The 18,663-nt window shown below is 44.7% G+C and carries 13 protein-coding genes and 1 tRNA gene; 6 read left to right on the top strand and 8 right to left on the bottom strand.

What is annotated here, in order from left to right; genetic code table 11:
* Window positions 1-46 precede the first annotated feature (46 nt).
* Window positions 47-934 (bottom strand): GTPase Era, encoded by an 888-nt coding sequence (era, locus tag PP178_RS06880; RefSeq protein WP_272593569.1) that lies wholly within the window; start codon window positions 932-934, stop codon window positions 47-49.
* Complete coding sequence (locus PP178_RS06875) at window positions 906-2,288, bottom strand: alanine/glycine:cation symporter family protein (RefSeq protein WP_272593630.1); 1,383 nt, start codon at window positions 2,286-2,288, stop codon at window positions 906-908. Before PP178_RS06875 ends, era begins: the two co-directional genes overlap by 29 nt.
* A 127-nt stretch (window positions 2,289-2,415) precedes the next feature.
* Between PP178_RS06875 and PP178_RS06870 the strand changes: the two genes are divergently transcribed.
* The 6 genes from PP178_RS06870 (at window position 2,416) to PP178_RS06845 (ending at window position 10,922) form a co-directional block, all read left to right on the top strand.
* A tRNA-Met gene (locus tag PP178_RS06870) sits at window positions 2,416-2,488 on the top strand.
* Window positions 2,489-3,084: 596 nt separating this feature from the next.
* Entirely contained in the window at window positions 3,085-3,564 is a 480-nt protein-coding gene (locus PP178_RS06865; RefSeq protein ID WP_272593568.1) for an acetyl-CoA carboxylase biotin carboxyl carrier protein subunit, read from the top strand.
* Between the two features lie 21 nt (window positions 3,565-3,585).
* On the top strand, window positions 3,586-5,058 hold the full coding sequence (gene accC / locus PP178_RS06860; RefSeq protein WP_272593567.1) for an acetyl-CoA carboxylase biotin carboxylase subunit: 1,473 nt from the start codon (window positions 3,586-3,588) through the stop codon (window positions 5,056-5,058).
* Window positions 5,059-5,079: 21 nt separating this feature from the next.
* A complete protein-coding gene (locus PP178_RS06855; RefSeq protein ID WP_272593566.1) occupies window positions 5,080-6,630 on the top strand; it encodes an acyl-CoA carboxylase subunit beta in 1,551 nt (516 codons plus the stop codon).
* 113 nt (window positions 6,631-6,743) lie between these two features.
* A complete protein-coding gene (locus PP178_RS06850) occupies window positions 6,744-7,871 on the top strand; it encodes a lactonase family protein (protein WP_272593565.1) in 1,128 nt (375 codons plus the stop codon).
* 321 nt (window positions 7,872-8,192) lie between these two features.
* Window positions 8,193-10,922 carry a M16 family metallopeptidase gene (locus PP178_RS06845; RefSeq protein ID WP_272593564.1) on the top strand — a complete coding sequence of 910 codons (2,730 nt, stop codon included), beginning with the start codon at window positions 8,193-8,195 and terminating at the stop codon, window positions 10,920-10,922.
* Window positions 10,923-10,977: 55 nt separating this feature from the next.
* Here PP178_RS06845 and PP178_RS06840 read toward each other — a convergent pair whose 3' ends face one another.
* From PP178_RS06840 to PP178_RS06815, 6 genes are all read right to left on the bottom strand, one after another.
* Window positions 10,978-11,442 (bottom strand): BLUF domain-containing protein, encoded by a 465-nt coding sequence (locus PP178_RS06840; RefSeq protein WP_272593563.1) that lies wholly within the window; start codon window positions 11,440-11,442, stop codon window positions 10,978-10,980.
* Window positions 11,443-11,609: 167 nt separating this feature from the next.
* Window positions 11,610-11,789, bottom strand: a complete 180-nt coding sequence (locus tag PP178_RS06835) for a CPXCG motif-containing cysteine-rich protein (RefSeq protein WP_272593562.1) — start codon at window positions 11,787-11,789, stop codon at window positions 11,610-11,612.
* Between the two features lie 15 nt (window positions 11,790-11,804).
* Window positions 11,805-13,154, bottom strand: a complete 1,350-nt coding sequence (locus PP178_RS06830; RefSeq protein WP_272593561.1) for a TolC family protein — start codon at window positions 13,152-13,154, stop codon at window positions 11,805-11,807.
* Between the two features lie 13 nt (window positions 13,155-13,167).
* Window positions 13,168-16,443, bottom strand: a complete 3,276-nt coding sequence (locus PP178_RS06825) for an efflux RND transporter permease subunit (RefSeq protein ID WP_272593560.1) — start codon at window positions 16,441-16,443, stop codon at window positions 13,168-13,170.
* 16 nt (window positions 16,444-16,459) lie between these two features.
* On the bottom strand, window positions 16,460-17,584 hold the full coding sequence (locus PP178_RS06820) for an efflux RND transporter periplasmic adaptor subunit (protein WP_272593559.1): 1,125 nt from the start codon (window positions 17,582-17,584) through the stop codon (window positions 16,460-16,462).
* Between the two features lie 153 nt (window positions 17,585-17,737).
* On the bottom strand, window positions 17,738-18,622 hold the full coding sequence (locus PP178_RS06815) for a leucine-rich repeat domain-containing protein (protein ID WP_272593558.1): 885 nt from the start codon (window positions 18,620-18,622) through the stop codon (window positions 17,738-17,740).
* Between the last annotated feature and the right edge of the window lie 41 nt (window positions 18,623-18,663).

The raw sequence follows: 18,663 nt of genomic DNA, 5'->3' as shown, positions 1-18,663 counted from the left end.
GATCTTATACGTACTAAACGAATATAGATATTAGTGGAAAATTAAGTTAATTCTTATTATAACCAAACCTTCTTAACTGCCGAGGGTTACTCCTCCAGTTCTTATTGACTTTAACGTAGAGTTCAATATGCACCTGTTTATCGAAGAATTTTTCCAGGTCTTTACGCGCATCGATACCCACCCCTTTTAAGGCATTTCCTTTGTGGCCAATAATTATCCCTTTCTGCGAATCGCGTTCTACCATGATTACTGAGCGGATACGGATGATATCTTCTTCCTCCAGGAATTCTTCCGTTTCAATCTCTACAGCATAGGGAATTTCCTTTTTGTATTGTTTTAGGATTTTTTCACGGATGGTCTCGTTGACAAAGAATCGTTCCGGCTTGTCTGTTAACTGGTCTTTCGGATAATATGCCGGAGCTTCCGGTAGTAATTCAATAATACGATTAAATACTTCCGGAACATTAAATCCTCTCAGGGCGGAGATCGGGTAGATCTCAGCGTTGGGTAATTGTTCCTTCCAGTGCTCTACCTGGGCTTCCAGGGTCTCCTGGTTACTCTTATCGATCTTATTGATCAGTAACAGTATAGGAATATCAGTATTCTTTAGTTTTTCAAAGAAATGTTCATCCTTTAGAGACTGCTCACCGATCTCAACGATATACAAAAGTACATCGGCATCCTCGAAAGCACTTTTCACAAAATCCATCATGGAAGCCTGCAATTCATAAGCTGGCTTTATGATCCCCGGAGTATCAGAAAGTATCATCTGGAAATCATCCCCGTTGACAATTCCGAGAATTCGATGACGAGTGGTCTGGGCCTTTGAAGTAATTATTGAAAGCTTTTCACCGACGAAAGCATTCATCAATGTGGATTTACCCACATTAGGGTTTCCAATAATATTAACGAATCCTGCTTTGTGCTCTGCCATCTTTTAAATTTTTAAAATACCTGTTCATTTCCTTGTTCACTCTCGGCGCCAAGTATAGTACTGCGATCATATTGGGTATACACATCAATGCATAAGCGAGGTCGATCAGGTTAATTACCAGGTTGACCGACGCAACGGCTGCAAAGGTAATGGTCGCTACATAATATACGTTAAAATACTTGCCGATCTTTGCGTTGGTAAGGAAAGAAAGGCATTTAGTACCATAATAAGAATACGTGAACAAAGTTGAGAGCGCAAAAGCAGCAACTATTAGCATTAATAGAATATCACCATATCCAAAAAGAGTTTTCTCAAAAGCAATAAGGGTCATTAAAATGCCATTACTTTCCGCCTCCAGGTAAGCACCGCTCAGGATAATCACGACTGCAGTCAAGGTACAAACGACTATGGTATCGATGAATGGACCAAGCATAGCTACAAGGCCTTCCTGTATAGGCTCTTTGGTCCTTGATTGTCCATGATACATGGGAGCACTTCCCAATCCTGCTTCATTAGAAAAAACCGCGCGCCGCACCCCCAGGATCACCATCCCCCAAAAACCACCGGCAACCATGGTTTTAAAATTAAAGGCTTCAGAGACGATCAGTTCAAGAGAAGGTATAATTTCTCCTGCATTAAGTACCATTACAATGAAGACCGCTGCAAAATAGAGCAGCACCATAAAAGGTACGATAGCAGTAGCTACTTTCACAATTTTCTTTAAGCCCCCGAAAATGACGAAAGACGTTATTATTGATAGTACAATCCCGACAGTAAGTTTCCAGTTAAACTCGCCCATAGCATAGATAGTGCTATCCGGTTCTACCACGCTCATAAAGGTTTGGGTAAACTGGTTTACAGTGAACACCCCCAGGAATCCAACGAGACCCGCGACACAGAAGAATACCGCCAATGGCCTTGCCTTGGGGCCAATACCTTTAGTGATATAATACATAGGGCCGCCCTGTAGTGCCCCTTCGCTATCCTGGTCACGGTACATTATGGCCAGGCTACAGGAATAGAATTTAATACACATCCCTACCAGGGCAGTGATCCATATCCAGAAGATCACTCCCGGACCTCCCATATAAATGGCTATAGCTACCCCGGAAATATTTCCTAACCCCACAGTAGCGGCAACTGCCGAGGATAATGCCTGGTAATGACTTACCTCTCCCGGGTCATTGGGATCGTCGTATTTCCCCGCAGTGATCCCGATGGCATGCCTAAAGTATCGATAAGGCATTGCCCTGGAGTACAAAACGAGAAATAAACCGCCCCCGATGACCAGGAAAAGCATGACCCATTCCGCGTAAGGAATCAGGCCCGAAAGAAAGTTATTGATCAGTTCCATGATAATAGTTTGGTAGGCACCGAAGGTATGGATTTTGATCATTTTCAGCGTGGTGGCAACATCAGAAATATTTCTTGCAAGATGCTTTGATTAGTCTAAAAAACCATTGTATATTTGCAGTCCACAACGCGGGGTAGAGCAGTAGGTAGCTCGTCGGGCTCATAACCCGAAGGTCGCTGGTTCGAGTCCAGTCCCCGCTACTAAGAAAACCAGCTTCATTTGAAGCTGGTTTTTTTTATGGCCTAAATGAGCCAAACTTGTTTGAGCGAAGTAAGGCCATAAAATAAACCGCACTGCAGCGCAGTGCTGGTTTTCTTAATCAGCTACCCCAAAAGGCCCTTTCCGTAGTGAAACGAAGGAAAGAATCCAGGCCAGGGTGTTCGAAGTTCGAAGTTTGGAAATCCAGATTTTTAATTATCCGCTTTAGTGTTGTGCGACTTTCTTAATTAACCACCCCAAAAGGCCCTTTCCGTAGTGAAACGAAGGAAAAAATTCAGGCCAGGGTTTAAACCTTTTTATTTCTCTGCTCTAAGGTTAGACAGTGACATGCCCCGTAAAGCTGTTACATTTCATGGTAGAGCCATTTAAATATGCTGTAACACCACTCAACTTCAAGCAAACTCAGTTAATCACCCTACCATTACACCGCCTATATTAATACATAAAAATTGCCGCAAAACATTTTAACTTGTGTTCGCAAAAACAATTAGCACCGTATAAGCGTATCCCGGCTTGATAAGACGGACTTCATTCTATATCTTTAAACTCTATCACATTCGCATTATAACCCTCAACTATGACCAATTATAGGATAACCGTCGGGGAACAACAGCACACCGCAGACGCTCAAGATGCTGAAACCCTTGATATTATAAAAACAGGCCCTTCAACCTACCACTTGCTGAAGGAACAGAAAGCATACCGGATTGAGCTAATTCACGCCGATTATCCCAACAAAACACTCAAAATCGCAGTAAACGGCACAACGTACGAGCTTAGCATTGAAGACGAGTACGATCAGCGGGTCAAAGAGATGGGATTGCTTGCAGTGGCATCCCAAAAAGTGAATTTCATAAACGCACCTATGCCCGGACTTATACTGGATGTGATGGTGAAAGAAGGGCAAGAGATTACAGAGGGTACTCCCCTCTTAGTCCTATCAGCTATGAAAATGGAAAATATCATCGTTTCACAAGGAGACGGAGTTGTAAAATCAATCCCGGTTAAAAAAGATGAAGCAGTTGAAAAAGGACAGCTGGTCATCGAAATGGAGTAGCGTTTTATTTAAAAATCTGACATGAAAAAAATATTAATTGCCAACCGTGGAGAGATAGCACTGCGCATCATGAAAACGGCCCGTAAAATGGGTATTAAAACCGTTGCAGTATATTCTGAGGCAGACCGCCTGTCCCCCCATGTTAAATTTGCTGATGAAGCTGTTCTACTCGGCAAAGCTCCTTCTTCAGAATCCTACCTGGATATGCAGAAGATCATCAAAGCCACTGAGGAAACAGGAGCAGAAGCCATACACCCGGGATACGGTTTTCTCAGTGAGAATGCCAAGTTTTCCCAATTGGTAAAAGACCACGGGATTACCTTTATTGGTCCGGAGCCCCATGCTATAAAAGTGATGGGAAACAAATTGGCCGCCAAGGATGCCGTCCGTGCATACGATATCCCCATGGTGCCGGGGATCGAAGAGGCCATCACCGATGTGAAACTGGCACAGAAAATCGCAGAAGACATTGGCTTTCCCATCCTGATCAAGGCCGCCGCCGGTGGTGGAGGAAAGGGCATGCGGATCGTAGAGAACATGAAGGAACTGCCCGAGCAGATGGATAGGGCAATAAGCGAAGCCAAAGCGGCTTTCGGGGACGGCTCGGTTTTCATCGAAAAATACGTCGGTTCCCCCAGGCATATCGAGATACAGGTACTGGCCGATACCCATGGAAATACCCTGCACCTTTTTGAACGGGAATGCAGCATCCAACGCAGGCACCAGAAAGTAGTGGAAGAAGCTCCCTCATCCGTACTAACTCCTGAGATACGTTCTGCAATGGGCCAGGCCGCCATAAACGTCGCCAAAGCCTGTGACTATATAGGTGCCGGAACTGTCGAATTCCTATTGGATGAACAACAGAGTTTTTATTTTCTCGAAATGAATACAAGGCTGCAGGTAGAACACCCGGTGACCGAACTGGTTACAGGAATAGACCTGGTGGAACAACAGATCAGGATTGCTAAGGGAGAGAAACTGCAATTTAAACAGGAGGATCTGCGCATTGATGGTCATGCACTGGAATTAAGAGTGTATGCAGAAGATCCCCTGGACAATTTTATGCCTAGTATTGGAACCCTCGAGGTCTACAAGCAACCAGAGGGTATTGGAATACGCGTGGACGATGGTTTTGAAGAGGGAATGGAAGTCCCAATCCATTATGATCCCATGTTATCCAAACTGATCACTTATGGCAAGAACAGGGAGGAAGCCATTCAGAAGATGGTAGAAGCCATCGACCAATACAAGGTTGAAGGTGTCGCTACTACCCTTCCATTCGGAAAATTTGTCTGCGAACATCCTGCCTTTACTTCCGGAAACTTTGACACTCATTTTGTCAAGAATTTTTATTCCCCCGAGAAGCTCATGGATCAATTTTCAGAGGAGGGAAGGATCGCTGCCCTCGTCGGTCTTAAATTGCTTTTGGAAGATCGGAAGGCGGTCAGAATTCCCGCTAAATTGGAATCTAACTGGAAATTGAACAGGAATTAAACAAAAAACACTCCAACTCAAATGGCCGATACAAAGGACAAAAAACAAATACTTGAAGAAAAATTAGCCCAATCCCGACTGGGCGGTGGACAAGCCCGAATTGACAAACAACATGAGAAGGGAAAATTAACGGCACGGGAGCGCATCCATTTTTTACTGGATGAAGGATCTTTCGAAGAAGTCGGAGCCTTAGTTACTCACCGAACGAAGGATTTTGGCATGGATAAACAAATGATCTATGGGGATGGGGTCGTAACGGGATATGGCACCATCCACGGAAGGCAAGTTTGCGTCTTTGCACAGGATTTCACGGTTTTTGGTGGTGCACTCTCTGAAACCCATGCTGAAAAGATCTGTAAGGTCATGGACATGGCTATGAAAATCGGGGTCCCGGTTATTGGGCTGAATGATAGCGGGGGAGCACGCATACAGGAGGGTGTCAGGTCCTTAGGGGGATATGCCGATATCTTCCACAGGAACGTCATGGCGTCCGGAGTAATCCCTCAGATTTCCGCTATCATGGGGCCTTGTGCCGGAGGAGCAGTTTATTCTCCTGCTATGACAGACTTTACGCTGATGGTTGAACATTCCAGTTATATGTTTGTAACAGGCCCGAACGTGGTAAAAACGGTAACCAATGAAAACGTGACTTCGGAAGAATTAGGAGGCGCCTCCACCCATGCCACCAAATCAGGAGTAACCCATCTGACCGCGGCGAATGACCTGCAGTGCATTGAACAGATCAAAACTATGCTGAGCTACATGCCACAGAATTGTGAAGATAAGCCTGCAGATATTGCATATAACCTCAGCGATGAATCCCGTGAAGTCCTGGAAACAATTGTTCCGGGTAATGCCAACCAGCCGTATGACATGAGAAATGTGATCAATGGCATTATCGATGAAGAAAGCTTCTTTGAAATCCATAAAGACTATGCAGAGAATATCGTGGTGGGCTTTGCCCGCCTCGCCGGTAAGAGCATAGGGATCGTTGCCAACCAACCCATGAGCCTGGCCGGGGTCCTCGATGTGGACAGCTCTAAGAAGGCTGCACGGTTTACCCGCTTCTGTGATTGCTTTAATATTCCCCTGCTTGTTCTCGTGGATGTACCCGGATTTTTACCCGGAACAGACCAGGAATGGAACGGTATCATCACCAACGGGGCAAAACTTCTTTATGCCCTGAGTGAAGCTACTGTGCCCAAGGTCACAGTAATTACCCGTAAAGCCTACGGGGGTGCCTATGATGTAATGAATTCTAAGCATATCGGGGCCGATATGAACTACGCCTGGCCCGGTGCAGAGATCGCGGTAATGGGGGCCAAAGGTGCCAGTGAGATCATTTTCAGGAAGGAGATCGCTAAAGCCGAAGATCCGGAGGCCAAATTACTCGAGAAAGAAACGGAGTATGCCAAGATGTTTGCAAACCCATACAGTGCAGCAGAAAGAGGGTTTATTGACGAGGTAATTCTCCCAAAAGACACCAGGGGAAAATTGATCAAGTCATTTGCTATGCTGGAACATAAAGCGGTAAGCTTACCAAAGAAAAAACATGGCAATATTCCCCTCTAAAAGGTCGCCTATTGGGAAAAGTCAAAGTTTGAATTTCCAGATCTCTGAAAATTAAAAATTTGGCAAAACCGATGATCACAGATTAGAATTTTCACAAAGAAAAGACCTTACTTATGTTTGTTCACATCCGCATCCTAACCACTTTATTATTAATTCTTATGGGGACTTCAGCCAGCGCCTTTCAATTACCTACTCCACCTCAACTAGAAGAATTCTATGTGGGTACTTACACGGATTTAAACAGTGAGGGCATCTATCGCTTTGCCCTGGATCATAACGGAAAGGTTAAATCACTTGGATTAGTGGCCAGGGAAGAGAACCCTTCCTTCCTGGCCAAAACTGCTGATGGTAAATATTTACTCGCCGTTAATGAAAACAGTGATCAAAAAAACAATGGAGGCACAGTGGCATCTTTTGCCATTGTAAAAGACTCACTGCAATTCCTTTCCAGGAGAAGTTCCGGCGGGGATGCACCCTGCCATATTGCCCTAGACGATCAGGGACAACTCCTGGTATCCAATTACCTCAGCGGAACTATAGCCCTCCTTAAAATAAAAAAGGATGGTAAGTTAGAAGGCCCTGCAGACGTATCTCAACATCAAGGCAGCGGTCCTGATCCACGGCAGGAAGGTCCTCATGCTCATTCGGCTTGGTTTCATGAGAAAAGAAACCAGGTAATTGGAGTAGACCTGGGCACAGATCAGCTTTGGCTATACGACAAAAATAAACCCGAGGAACAAACAAAATTAAATCTTACGGGTAAAATCACCCTTCCAGCAGGATCTGGCCCCAGGCACTTGGCAATCCACCCTGATCAGCAATGGCTATATGTGATCAACGAACTTAATTCGACCATCACGCGCCTGGAACAAACCGGAGATCAAGAGTACCATATCCGTGAAACCGTCAGTACCCTGCCCGGGGAATTTGAAGGCGAGAACTACTGCGCAGATATCAGGATCTCGTCCGATGGTAAATTTCTCTATGGATCTAACCGTGGCCATAACAGTATTGTGATCTACCAGGTTGACCAAACCACCGGCCAATTGTACCTTCTCGACCACCAGCATACCCAAGGCAACTGGCCAAGAAATTTCACGCTGTCACCGGGTGAAGATTTTTTACTGGTCGCTAACCAGAATTCTAACAGCATCGTTTCTTTTAAGCGAAACCCAAGCAAAGGAACTTTGGAGTTTACAGACAAGGCCACTGTGCCGAGTCCGGTTTGCCTATTGTTTTGAGTGTTCGATCAAAATCGATTGCAGATCAGCCTCTTTGATTTTTTTCTAGTTAATGCAAGCTTTCTGCAGTCCCCTGTATTAAATTGTCCTTGGGGAGGAGGGGTTTATCCCCCGAATATCGCCGTGACATTTCTGCCTTGTTTTTATTTGACTACTACCCTATAATTTTATCAATAAATTTACTCACTGACGGCGGTATCCTTTACTTCATTGATCAAACTACTATTATTCTTTATACTTCAACTGTATATATACCCTCTAAAGGGTATTATATCACTGAAATAAATCGCTATTTTTAAGTTCTCATCACAAGCAATCAACATGAAAACAATTAATTACACACTGATCCTCCTGGCATTTTTGATCGCCGGGGTCACGGGCTATGCCCAAATGAAAAAGACCGCCTCCGTGGAAGGTATTACGCAATACGAGCTCGACAATGGCTTAAAAGTATTGCTGTTCCCTGACAACTCGGCCCAAACCATAACCGTGAATATCACCTACCTGGTGGGTTCACGACATGAGGGTTATGGAGAAAAAGGAATGGCACACCTGCTCGAACACATGGTGTTCAAAGGAACCCCTAATCGTCCAGATATTCCAAAAGAACTCACTTCCCACGGTGCACGCGCCAATGGTACCACCTGGTATGACAGGACCAATTATTACGAAACTTTCAATGCGACGGACGAGAACCTGGAATGGGCTCTGGACCTGGAAGCAGACCGAATGGTAAATTCCTTTATCGCTAAAAAAGACCTCGACTCAGAGTTCTCCGTAGTCCGCAACGAATTTGAATCCGGGGAGAACAACCCTACCGGAGTTCTCTTGGAGAAAGTCATCAATGCGGCTTTTCTTTGGCACAACTACGGTAATAGTACAATCGGTAACCGCTCCGATATTGAGCGCGTGCCGATAGACAACCTAAAGGCATTCTATAAAAAATTCTACAGGCCAGACAATGCGGTCCTCATGATTACGGGAAAGTTTGATGAAGAAAAGACGCTGGAACTGGTAGAAGATAAATTTGGAAATATACCTAAACCCGATAGCCCGATCCGTGATTCTTACACAGAAGAACCGGCACAGGACGGTGAAAAACTAGTAGCCCTCAGCCGGGTTGGAGACCTGCAGTTGGTCTCATCACTTTACCATACGCCCTCGGGCTCGGACCCTGATTATGCAGCAATGGCCATCGTAGAGCAGGTTCTTACCGATGAACCATCGGGAAGGCTGTATAAAGCGTTGATAGAAACCCAGAAAGCGTCCTCACTCTGGTCATTTTCCCCTTTTACAAAAGAACCCGGCTTCCTGTATATCAATGTCGATGTACCTTCGGATAAAGATGCCGATGAAGTCCAATCCATATTGACTTCGGTGTTGGATCAGGTTAGGGAGAATCCTGTGACACAGGAAGAACTGGATCGAGCGAAAGCCAACCTGATGAAAGACTTCGACCAGATCCTCAGGAATTCCGCCAGGCTGGGCACCTACATGAGTGAATTCATTGGCGCAGGCGACTTCAGGCTTGCCTTTATACACAGGGACAGGGTAGAAGCGATGACCTTAGAGGAAGTTAATAAGGCTGCTTCTAAATACCTCATTCCATCTAACCGTACCATCGGCCGCTTTTATCCTACAAAAGACCCGGAAAGAGTCGCTATTCCGCACGTTGCTAACCTGGATTCATTGGTATCCGGGTACAAAGGGAAAGAAAGCAAAGGTACAGGTGAAGCCTTTGATGTTGCCTATGATAAAATTGAAGAGCGACTAGTGCGTGGTGAAATGGACAATGGAATAAAGTATGGTTTCATTGAAAAGAGTAACAGGGGTGCTACAGTCACCTTCAATTTCAGTATCCGGAACGGAGACGTGAAATCGCTATCGAATAAGGGAATGATTCCTTCCTTTACAGCAGCTATGTTGAACAAAGGAACTACCAGCATGACACGGCAGGAGATCGAGGACGAGTTGAGCAGACTAAAGAGTTCGGTAAACCTGTATGCCAGGAACGGGAATACATACGCCTCCATAGAAAGTACGGAAGAAAACCTCCAGGAGGTGGTTAAGCTGATGATAGATATGATTAAAAATCCGGCTTTTGAACCCTCTGAACTAGAAAAAATAAAAACCGAACGCCTGGCAAGCCTGGAGAATAATAAAACCGAGCCACAATTCCTGGCTTCCCAGCGTCTGGGGGAGATCAACAACACCTATCCCAAAGGTCATCCTAATTATACGATGACGATTGAAGAGCAGGAGGCTGCGATTAAAGCTGTGACTGTAGAGGATATCAGAAAGTTTCACGACGAATTCTACGGACTTGGTAAATCTATTTTGGTGAGTATTGGTGACCAGGATGTCGACCAATTAAAGCGAATGATGCAAGAAGCTTTTACCGGCTTTGAAAGTGATCATCCCTATTCGGAGATCAAGAATCCTTTCCAGGCTAATAAGCCGGTACATGAGGACATACAAACCCCCGACAAACAAAACGCGATGACTTTTGGAGGGCAGAGTATAAACATCAGTGAGTACCATGAGGATTACGCTGCTTTAACTATAGCCAGCACCATTCTTGGCGGTGGTTTCCTGAATTCGCGCATCGCAGACAGGTTGCGACAGAAAGACGGGGTCAGTTATGGGGCCGGGGCAGGATTCCAGGCCGATTCGGATAAGGATGATTCCAATTCGCGCATGTTCATTTATGCCATCTATGCACCTGCTAATTACGACAAGGTGCAATTAGGTTTCAAAGAGGAAATAGCGCGATTTATTACAGACGGGATTACTGAAGAGGAACTTAAAGATGCGATAAATGGCTGGGTGCAGGGCAGAACTGTTTCCAGGGCCAAGGACAACGAATTAGCTTCCTTAGTCAATAATAATATTTATTATGACCGGGATATGGAATTTCATAAATCCATTGAAGATAAAGTGACTTCCCTGACGGTCAAAGATGTAAATGCAGCCATTAAAAAGTACATTAAACCATTTACCGAGTGGACCGTGGTCAATGCCGGTGACTTTAAAAAAGAAGGCACCGAATAGATTAAGAGTTTTATTAAAAACCCGGGTTTACCCCGGGTTTTTTTTGTTTTAGGTATTATTTGCCGAAAAGGCGGCGAACGGTATTGAAAAGATCGTGTTTATCTTGAGCTAAAAGTCTTTCGGCGCTACCCTCCAATACCCCGAAGGCGTCCCTGTTATTCTCAGCAACAGTGGCCTGATCCAAAATCTGATCTAGCTGCAACCTGGTGTGTACAGCGCTGTCTTCTTCATCAAACTCGTAAAAGGCCATGGACCAATTGGGGAACAGACGACTTCCACATGGATTATCGTAGAGCGTAGTAACTTTATCGTGCCTGTTGTCTTGCTTAATATTCTTGTAAAGCTCGCGGACATCGTTTTCTGAACCTTCAATCAGCTGTATAAACTGTTGCTTGTGGTATACGATACAACCCGTGATTTCATGCTCCTGGTTATAGGATTTGGACCTGAGCAACATCTCCTTAATTTTTTCTTTGGAAAAAGAAGGTTCGGCTTTAGAAATATAGATCACTGCATGCATCACCCGTCATTAAATTTAAAAGCACTCCATTTATTTAAAAAGAATTATCAGGAGTTTCTAGTTCACAGGTAAGATAAATAATATATGGGCCAATTTTCAGTGGTATCCCATTGCATTTTGATTAAATGACTTATTTATGCATGTGAATCCACTCAAAAGAAAGCTTATCAGGGTAAGGCATTAGCCTGCAGGGATACGAGATCATCCCCACTGAAGCTGACATCCACTTCTATGGGGTTACAGCACACCTCGCAATCCTCAATGTATTGTTGCTGCGCTGTAGAGGGATCAAACAACATTGAAATAGTTTCCCAGCAATACGGGCATTGAAAAAAATGTTCTAACATAGTTCTTCAATTTTATCAGAGTGGCACATTGAGCAACTGCCCCGTAAGCTGCAATAACTGCAACTCGGCTAGCTTTGCATCGTACTTTGCCAGGTTCTTATTGGTCTGGGCATTCAGAAGGTTGATCTGGGCTTGCCTGAACTCGATAGAAGTGATCCTTCCCAATTGGAATTGCTCCCTGGAGCGCTCAAAATTATTCTTATTCGTAACTACGTTCTTCTCCTGTATCCTGTAAATATTTAAGCGATTTTTATAGATATCGAGGGCATTTTTAATATCCCTGTCAACCTCTAACATTACTTGTTTCTTCAGGATTTCCTGGTTGTCATAGGCTATTTTAGCATTCTTGATGCGAACCGCCGTATTTCCACCGTCAAAGAGATTCCAGCTTAAGCTGGCCCCAAGGGACAAATTTTTATTGGTGTTATTGGTACCGGGGAAAAAAGCGGAGGCAGCACTCTGGTTCAGGTTCCACCCGTAAGAACCTGTCAGTCCCACCCTTGGTAAATACCCGGATTTACTGATTTTGATATCGTAGGCATTGATGGCAAGGTTCCGCTCTACCTGCAAAACCGATACGTTGTTCTCCGCAGCCCTGTCTATGTAATCCTGTAATACCAATGGAGATGTGAACTGGATAAGAGTATCTACGACAAATGCCTTGTCGAGTTCCCTGTTCAGGACCAGGTTTAAATCTCGTTTGGCGTTCTTAAGTTGCTGCCTGGTGTTCAGCAAGTTTATGCTGTCATTGGTAACATCTACTTCTGCGTTCAGGATATTCAGCTTGGTGTTTTGCCCAAACTCAAAAGCGTATTCAGCTCTTTTGGTCCGATCCTGCGAAATTCTGAGGGCTTCTTCCAATACTTTTTCGTTCTCACTTAACCTGGCGATCTCGTAATACACGCTGAATAATTCGAGCATCGTATTTTCTATAGTTTCCCGGGCCTGAAGTGTCGTGAGTTCATACTCTTCTTTTAAACTCTTGTAATTATACAGTCGCCCAAGTCCGTCAAAGAGGGTGTAATTGAGCTGGAGTGCCGAATTATAGCGTTGTGCTTCCGCCTGGTTGATTTCCAGGTCAGCCCTGGGATTCCCGTTATCGTCCACCTGACCCGGAAATTCGATGTTGGAGTCGTCCCTGCTATAATTAGCTCCAGCAACAGCGCTCAATGTGGGTAGATAGCCCGAATTAAGAATGCTCTGATTGTTATCCGCAATAGCCACCTGGTTCCGCGCAACCTCGATCCCGAAGTTTTTTTCCAGGGCTTGCGCCACAGCTTCCTCTTTAGTCAGCAGTGGGGATTGTGCCTGTAACAGGCACAGCCCTGTGATCAAAAACAGTACCGAGGTAAAACTTTCCTTCATCCGCATTCCATTACTAATTTTCAGAATGTTTCAGCCTGTTCTCAGACAGGTCCTCTTCCATCCCTTTATTTGTATTATCCATTTGTCCATTGAGGTGCTCTTCCTCCCTTTGCTCTTTAATAGCCCTTTCTACCTCTTCCCGCGAAATGTCATCGCCTGTTCTCAACCATTTAACGGTTACCTTGTAACGGTTACTGAAAGCCAGGAACAAGGGCAGCAGCAATAAGGTGAGCACGGTGGCAAAACCGATTCCATATGCGATGGAAATCGCCATAGGTTTCAGGAATTGTGCCTGCCTGCTCTTTTCCAGCAATAAAGGTGCAAGACCCGCTATTGTTGTTATTGAAGTCAGGAAGATTGCCCTGAACCTTGATTTCCCTGCCTCAAAGATGGCGTCGTCAAATTTCATGCCCTTTCTAAGGTTAGTATTGAACTTACTGATCAATACCAAGCCATCGTTTACCATGATTCCTATCAAAGCAATGATCCCAAGGAGGGATAATATATTGATAGGGAATCCATGTAACCAGTGCCCCCATGCTACAGCCGTCAGGCTGAAAGGAACAAGCAATAGCAATAACAGTGGCTGGCTAAAACTGCGGAACGTAAAAGCTATCACGATGTAAATCAGCATTAAGACCGTAAAACCTGCGGTCTGCAATGAGTCTATAGTCTTCCCTGCTTCACGGTTCTGCCCTTCATAAGACGGACTTACTGTTGGATATTTAGAAGTAATATCCGGCATGATATCTTCCTTAACCCAAGCCATGATGTCGGTACCGCTAGTGGTTTCACTATCCTTAATATCCGCGGTGATCTGCACCTCCCGGCGCCCATCAAGGTGGTTGATCGCCACTTCGCCCCTGGCAATTTCGTATACGGCAATCTCTTTTAGTGGAATCCGATCCCCGGAGGGTGTTACGATACGCATCTCGTCGAGATCTTTAATAGATGAGCGGTTTGCACGGTCATACCGAACCCATACCCGGATTTCATCCTGTCCACGCTGAAATCGCTGTGCTTGCGTCCCGAAGAAACCGGCCCGTACCTGGTTCATCACACTCCTGAGGTCCAGTCCAAGCAGGTAAGCGTTTTCCTTTAATTCTAAACGGATTTCTTTAATCCCGGCAGGGTCATTATCGGCTACGTCCTTTAGCAGGGCATTATTTTCAAGTGCTGACTTTAATTCTACCTTGGCAGCTTTCAATTCTTCTATATTATTTCCCAATAGCGAAACAGATACGGGACTTCCGCCAAAATTCCCTCCGGAACCAAAAATCAGGCTTTCAACCCCGGTTACCGGCCCCACAAGCTCTCTCAGGCGATTGGTTACCATATCCGATCGTATCTGGTCCGGACGCTCTTCTCCCGGTAACAGGTTAATGACAAGGCTTGCGTTGGATGATCCCGGACCCAGGTTCCGTATCGTATTTTCAAACAACTCTTTCCCGGTACCTGAAAGATATTTCTCAGTAAGCTCCCTATTAACGATGTTTGCTTTTTCCTCGATGTAAGTAATGATCGAATCAGTTACTGCTTCATTGGTCCCATTGGGCATTGTCAATTCTACCGACACCCTGTCACTGGCGATTTGTGGAAAAAATGCCGTACGGACAACACCTCCCCCTATAGATCCAATGGTCAGGGCAAATGCCATAAAAAATAAAGAAAAAGTCAGGATCTTATGATTTATGGTGAAGGCCAGGACCGGGCTGTAAATCTTATCCCGCATCCAGGCCATCATATTATCCCCTGCGCGGTTAATTCCTCTTAGTTTCGCGAATATTTTAGCTAAGCCTTTTTTAGGTTTATCTGACTGCTTTTGCAAAGCCTTAGAATGCGCAAGGTGTGCCGGTAATATAATCAGGGCCTCCACCAGGGATACAGCTAAAGTAAGAATAACGATTACCGAAACCTCTCCGAAGAATTCACCTATACGCCCTTCAAGGAAAAAGAAAATTGAAAATGCCAGTATGGTGGTAATAATGGCCGAAACGATGGGAGGGATTACTTCCATAGTTCCGTCTATAGCAGCCTGTATCGGTTTTTTACCCCGTTCGTAATGCTGGTATATGTTTTCAGCGATAACAATACCGTCATCGACCAGGATACCGATCACGATGATCATCCCAAAGAGGGACAGTACATTGATGGTCACATCAAATAGCGGTGCAAAAATAAACATCCCTAAAAAGGATATGGGCAGGCCAAAAGCCACCCAGAACGCAAGCCTTGTATTGAGGAAAAGCGAAAGGAAGATCAGTACGAGTATCATTCCCATGACCGCATTCTCCGTCAGTAATTGTGTTCTTTGGTTCAAGGTCTTAGACTGATCACTCAGGACACTTAACTGTACATTGTTGTATTTCTGGTTAAAATCCCCTATGTATTCTTTCACCTTCTCCGCTGCGGATATAAGGTCTTCGGTGTTGGTGCTGGTGATCGTAATATTGACAGAGAGATTCCCGTTGAAAAATGAAGCATTGGGAGTCTCGGAAAACCTGTCCCGGATCACCGCCACGTCTTTTAGGCGAACTGTTCTTCCCGATGCATCCGCCCTGACCACTAGGTTAGATAATTCATCCCCATAATAAGAACGGTTATTGGCACGGATGAGGTATTCTTCGGTAGATGTCTTAATATTTCCACCGGTAACTAAAATGTTGGCATTGGCCACTGCCTGGGCTACCTCCGAGAAGGTCATATTGTAAGCCAGCAGGTTATTCTCGTTCAGGGCGATTTCTATCTCTTCCTGGGGGTAGCCGGAAATTCCAATCTGGGAAATTCCCTCAATGGCCCTCAGGTCATTTTCTACCTGCCGCCCAATTTGTTTTAAGGTAGCTAGCGGAACATTGTCACCGCTTATGGCAAAACTAATGGTCTGCCGAATCGCTTCCCTTTTAGAAACGACCAGTGGTTCCATCCCGGTAGGAAAGGAAGGAACCCTGTCTACAGCGTTCTTGACCTCGAGTAACATAAAATCAACATCCCTCCCCTTTTCAATTTCCACGTCAATGGATCCACTGTTCTCGCGCGAGGTAGAGGTGACACGTTCTATACCTTCAAGACCTTTCAGGTTATCTTCAATCTTCAGAACGATTCCCTCCTCAACTTCCTGAGGTGAGGCTCCCGGATAGGTTACCGCGATCTGTATATTCCTGGAATCCGTTAAAGGAAAGAAGGATGACTTGAGGGACATGGCCCCGTAAATACCAAAAATGAAGAACGCGATAATAAAAACGTCCACCGCGACATGGTATTTGATAAAATAGGATAAGATTGATCTCATGTTGTTGCGCTTATTGCTACTCCTGCTTCTCTTCGTAAACCTTTACCAGCATACCAGCATAGGCGCCAACAACCGGTTTGGAAATGATGGTTGTACCGTTTGGAACATCCTTTAAAACCACTTTCTTATCCGTAAAATAAATTGGATCCACATCTATGTAATCCAGGATGGAATCCCTGACGATAAATATACGGTCATTCTCCAGCAAGAGCGATCGGTCTATCTCGATGGCATCCTCTTCATTCCTTGCGTCCAGGAGTGCTTCCAGGTACATTCCTTCCCTGAGTTGCGAGTCATTCACTTCAATAAAAGCGGTAATGGTCTGTGACCCCTGTTCTACTCGTGCATTGATCCGGGATACTTTACCTTTATAGGTCTCGCTTCCGTCCAAATTACTGAGGTTTACCTCCTCCCCAACCCTTAGTAAATCGCTAAAAGTTTTGCTGATGGCAACCTCCAGTTCGTAAGTCCCGGTATTAATGAATTCGCCCAACTTCTGTCCTGCCCTGATCAAAGTTCCCTCCGTAACCGGGGCTTCGGTAAGTACACCTGCGAAAGGAGCTTGAATGCTGTACTTGCCAAGTCTTTGCTCCATGTTCTTCACATTGTAATAGTTTGTCAGTATCCCTCGCCCACTGATGAAGTATTTTTCTTTTTCCGTACTTAGCTCCGGCAGTTCAGGGGTCGGCCGTTCCATATCAAAATTATTCAGATATTCCTGCCACTTCCCGGAGATCTCGGGATAATCCAGCCTTAAATCGGGCATAATTGAGGTGATCAGGTTGTACAGGTTGCTTTTAGCGGATTGCACACTGGCCCGGTATTCCTGTGCGTCTATGCGGATCATGGTTTCTCCGGCCCGGTAGGTCTGCCCGGGGCGGTATAATTTACTCCCCGGCCTGAAGATCCCCTGCACTTCAGAAAATAGTTCAACTCGTCTCTTTGCTACCAAGTTTCCATTGGCAGGCACTACTATGGGTACAATACCATTGACCACCGTATCGGTGAAAACCGTTTTGACCACTTTTTCAGGGGTGGGGCGCGGAGTGGTCTTACTTTTAATGATAGAGTTGGCAAGGTAGAAGGATAGCAAAATTACTACACCTCCAAGAATGGAAAGCAATATTTTTCTAGTATTCATCAGGCTGATTCACTTACCGGTTAGACGGTAAAACTATCCAATAGTTTAAGGGACTTTAGTTAAATAAATCTTAAATGAATTCATCTTCTCAAGCACAAATAAAAAAGACACCCCAGGGTGTCTTTTTCAGTAACAGAACTATAATAAAAGGTTTTACTCGTCTATCTCATCATCTTCGAACTTAGTATCGGCCATTCTCGTCCTTGAGAAGTCCACATCCTTAAACTCGAGTTTATCATCTTTTTTGTCGTAATCAAAAACCAGGAACTGGTTTTGGTTCATCTGATCTAAGCCTTCAAAGGAATTAAAAGAATTATTCTGCAGTTGCAGGATCTCCAGGCTCGCCAATTGTCCGAATTCCGCTGGGATCGATCCTCCAAGCCCGTTATTGGAAAGCACTAACTCTTTTAACATAGAGAGTTGTCCCATCTCTGCCGGAATCTCACCAAATAGGGTATTTTCAAACAAGCCTAACCTTTCCAGATTGGCGAGCTTGCCTATAGAAGAAGGTATTTCTCCCCTGAGCATATTACTAGAGAGGTTCAGTGTTCTCAACTGGGAAATCTCCCCGATACTCTGTGGAATTCTTCCCTCAATAAAATTATTAAAAGCGGTCAATTCCTGTAGATTTTTTAAACGACCGATCTCTGAAGGAATTTCTCCTTTAATTCGGTTCATTTCAAGTTTCAGCACTTCCAGGTTTTCCAGGGCTACTATATTCTGTGGAATCTCCCCGGTTATATGGTTGAATGCAAGGTTCAGCACCTTGAGGTATTTTAATGAAGAGATACTTTCCGGCAGTGGCCCCATAAGGTTATTCCGGAACAAGTTGATGCCAACTACGTGGTTATCTTCAACACTGACGCCGTACCATTCCTCGATGTCCTTGTCCAGGTCCCATTTCTTTACCCAATGCAATCCATTTGTACTTTCATACAAATCGATCAGTGCTTTCTTTTCAGCACGAGAAACTTTGGCAGAAGTCAGTTGACCTGCGCCTACCAGGAATACTAATAAGAGTACTATCTTTTTAATCATGACGATTTGAGATTAGAGAAAATATGCTTACTGCTATTTCA

It is taken from the genome of Zeaxanthinibacter sp. PT1 (assembly GCF_028464225.1).
In the GTDB taxonomy this organism is placed as follows: Bacteria; Bacteroidota; Bacteroidia; order Flavobacteriales; family Flavobacteriaceae; genus Zeaxanthinibacter.
Note: the sequence above shows the minus strand (reverse complement) of the source record. Positions and strands in the feature narration are given on the sequence as shown.

Excerpts from the sequence above, each read along its gene's own strand:
- PP178_RS06865 (WP_272593568.1), top strand. The coding sequence starts at position 3,085 with ATGACCAATTATAGGATAACCGTCGGGGAACAACAGCACACCGCAGAC.
- PP178_RS06875 (WP_272593630.1), bottom strand. The coding sequence starts at position 2,288 with ATGGAACTGATCAATAACTTTCTTTCGGGCCTGATTCCTTACGCGGAA.
- accC (WP_272593567.1), top strand. The coding sequence starts at position 3,586 with ATGAAAAAAATATTAATTGCCAACCGTGGAGAGATAGCACTGCGCATC.
- PP178_RS06830 (WP_272593561.1), bottom strand. The coding sequence starts at position 13,154 with ATGAAGGAAAGTTTTACCTCGGTACTGTTTTTGATCACAGGGCTGTGC.
- PP178_RS06820 (WP_272593559.1), bottom strand. The coding sequence starts at position 17,584 with ATGAATACTAGAAAAATATTGCTTTCCATTCTTGGAGGTGTAGTAATT.
- era (WP_272593569.1), bottom strand. The coding sequence starts at position 934 with ATGGCAGAGCACAAAGCAGGATTCGTTAATATTATTGGAAACCCTAAT.
- PP178_RS06840 (WP_272593563.1), bottom strand. The coding sequence starts at position 11,442 with ATGCATGCAGTGATCTATATTTCTAAAGCCGAACCTTCTTTTTCCAAA.
- PP178_RS06835 (WP_272593562.1), bottom strand. The coding sequence starts at position 11,789 with ATGTTAGAACATTTTTTTCAATGCCCGTATTGCTGGGAAACTATTTCA.
- PP178_RS06845 (WP_272593564.1), top strand. The coding sequence starts at position 8,193 with ATGAAAACAATTAATTACACACTGATCCTCCTGGCATTTTTGATCGCC.
- PP178_RS06850 (WP_272593565.1), top strand. The coding sequence starts at position 6,744 with ATGTTTGTTCACATCCGCATCCTAACCACTTTATTATTAATTCTTATG.
- PP178_RS06855 (WP_272593566.1), top strand. The coding sequence starts at position 5,080 with ATGGCCGATACAAAGGACAAAAAACAAATACTTGAAGAAAAATTAGCC.
- PP178_RS06815 (WP_272593558.1), bottom strand. The coding sequence starts at position 18,622 with ATGATTAAAAAGATAGTACTCTTATTAGTATTCCTGGTAGGCGCAGGT.
- PP178_RS06825 (WP_272593560.1), bottom strand. The coding sequence starts at position 16,443 with ATGAGATCAATCTTATCCTATTTTATCAAATACCATGTCGCGGTGGAC.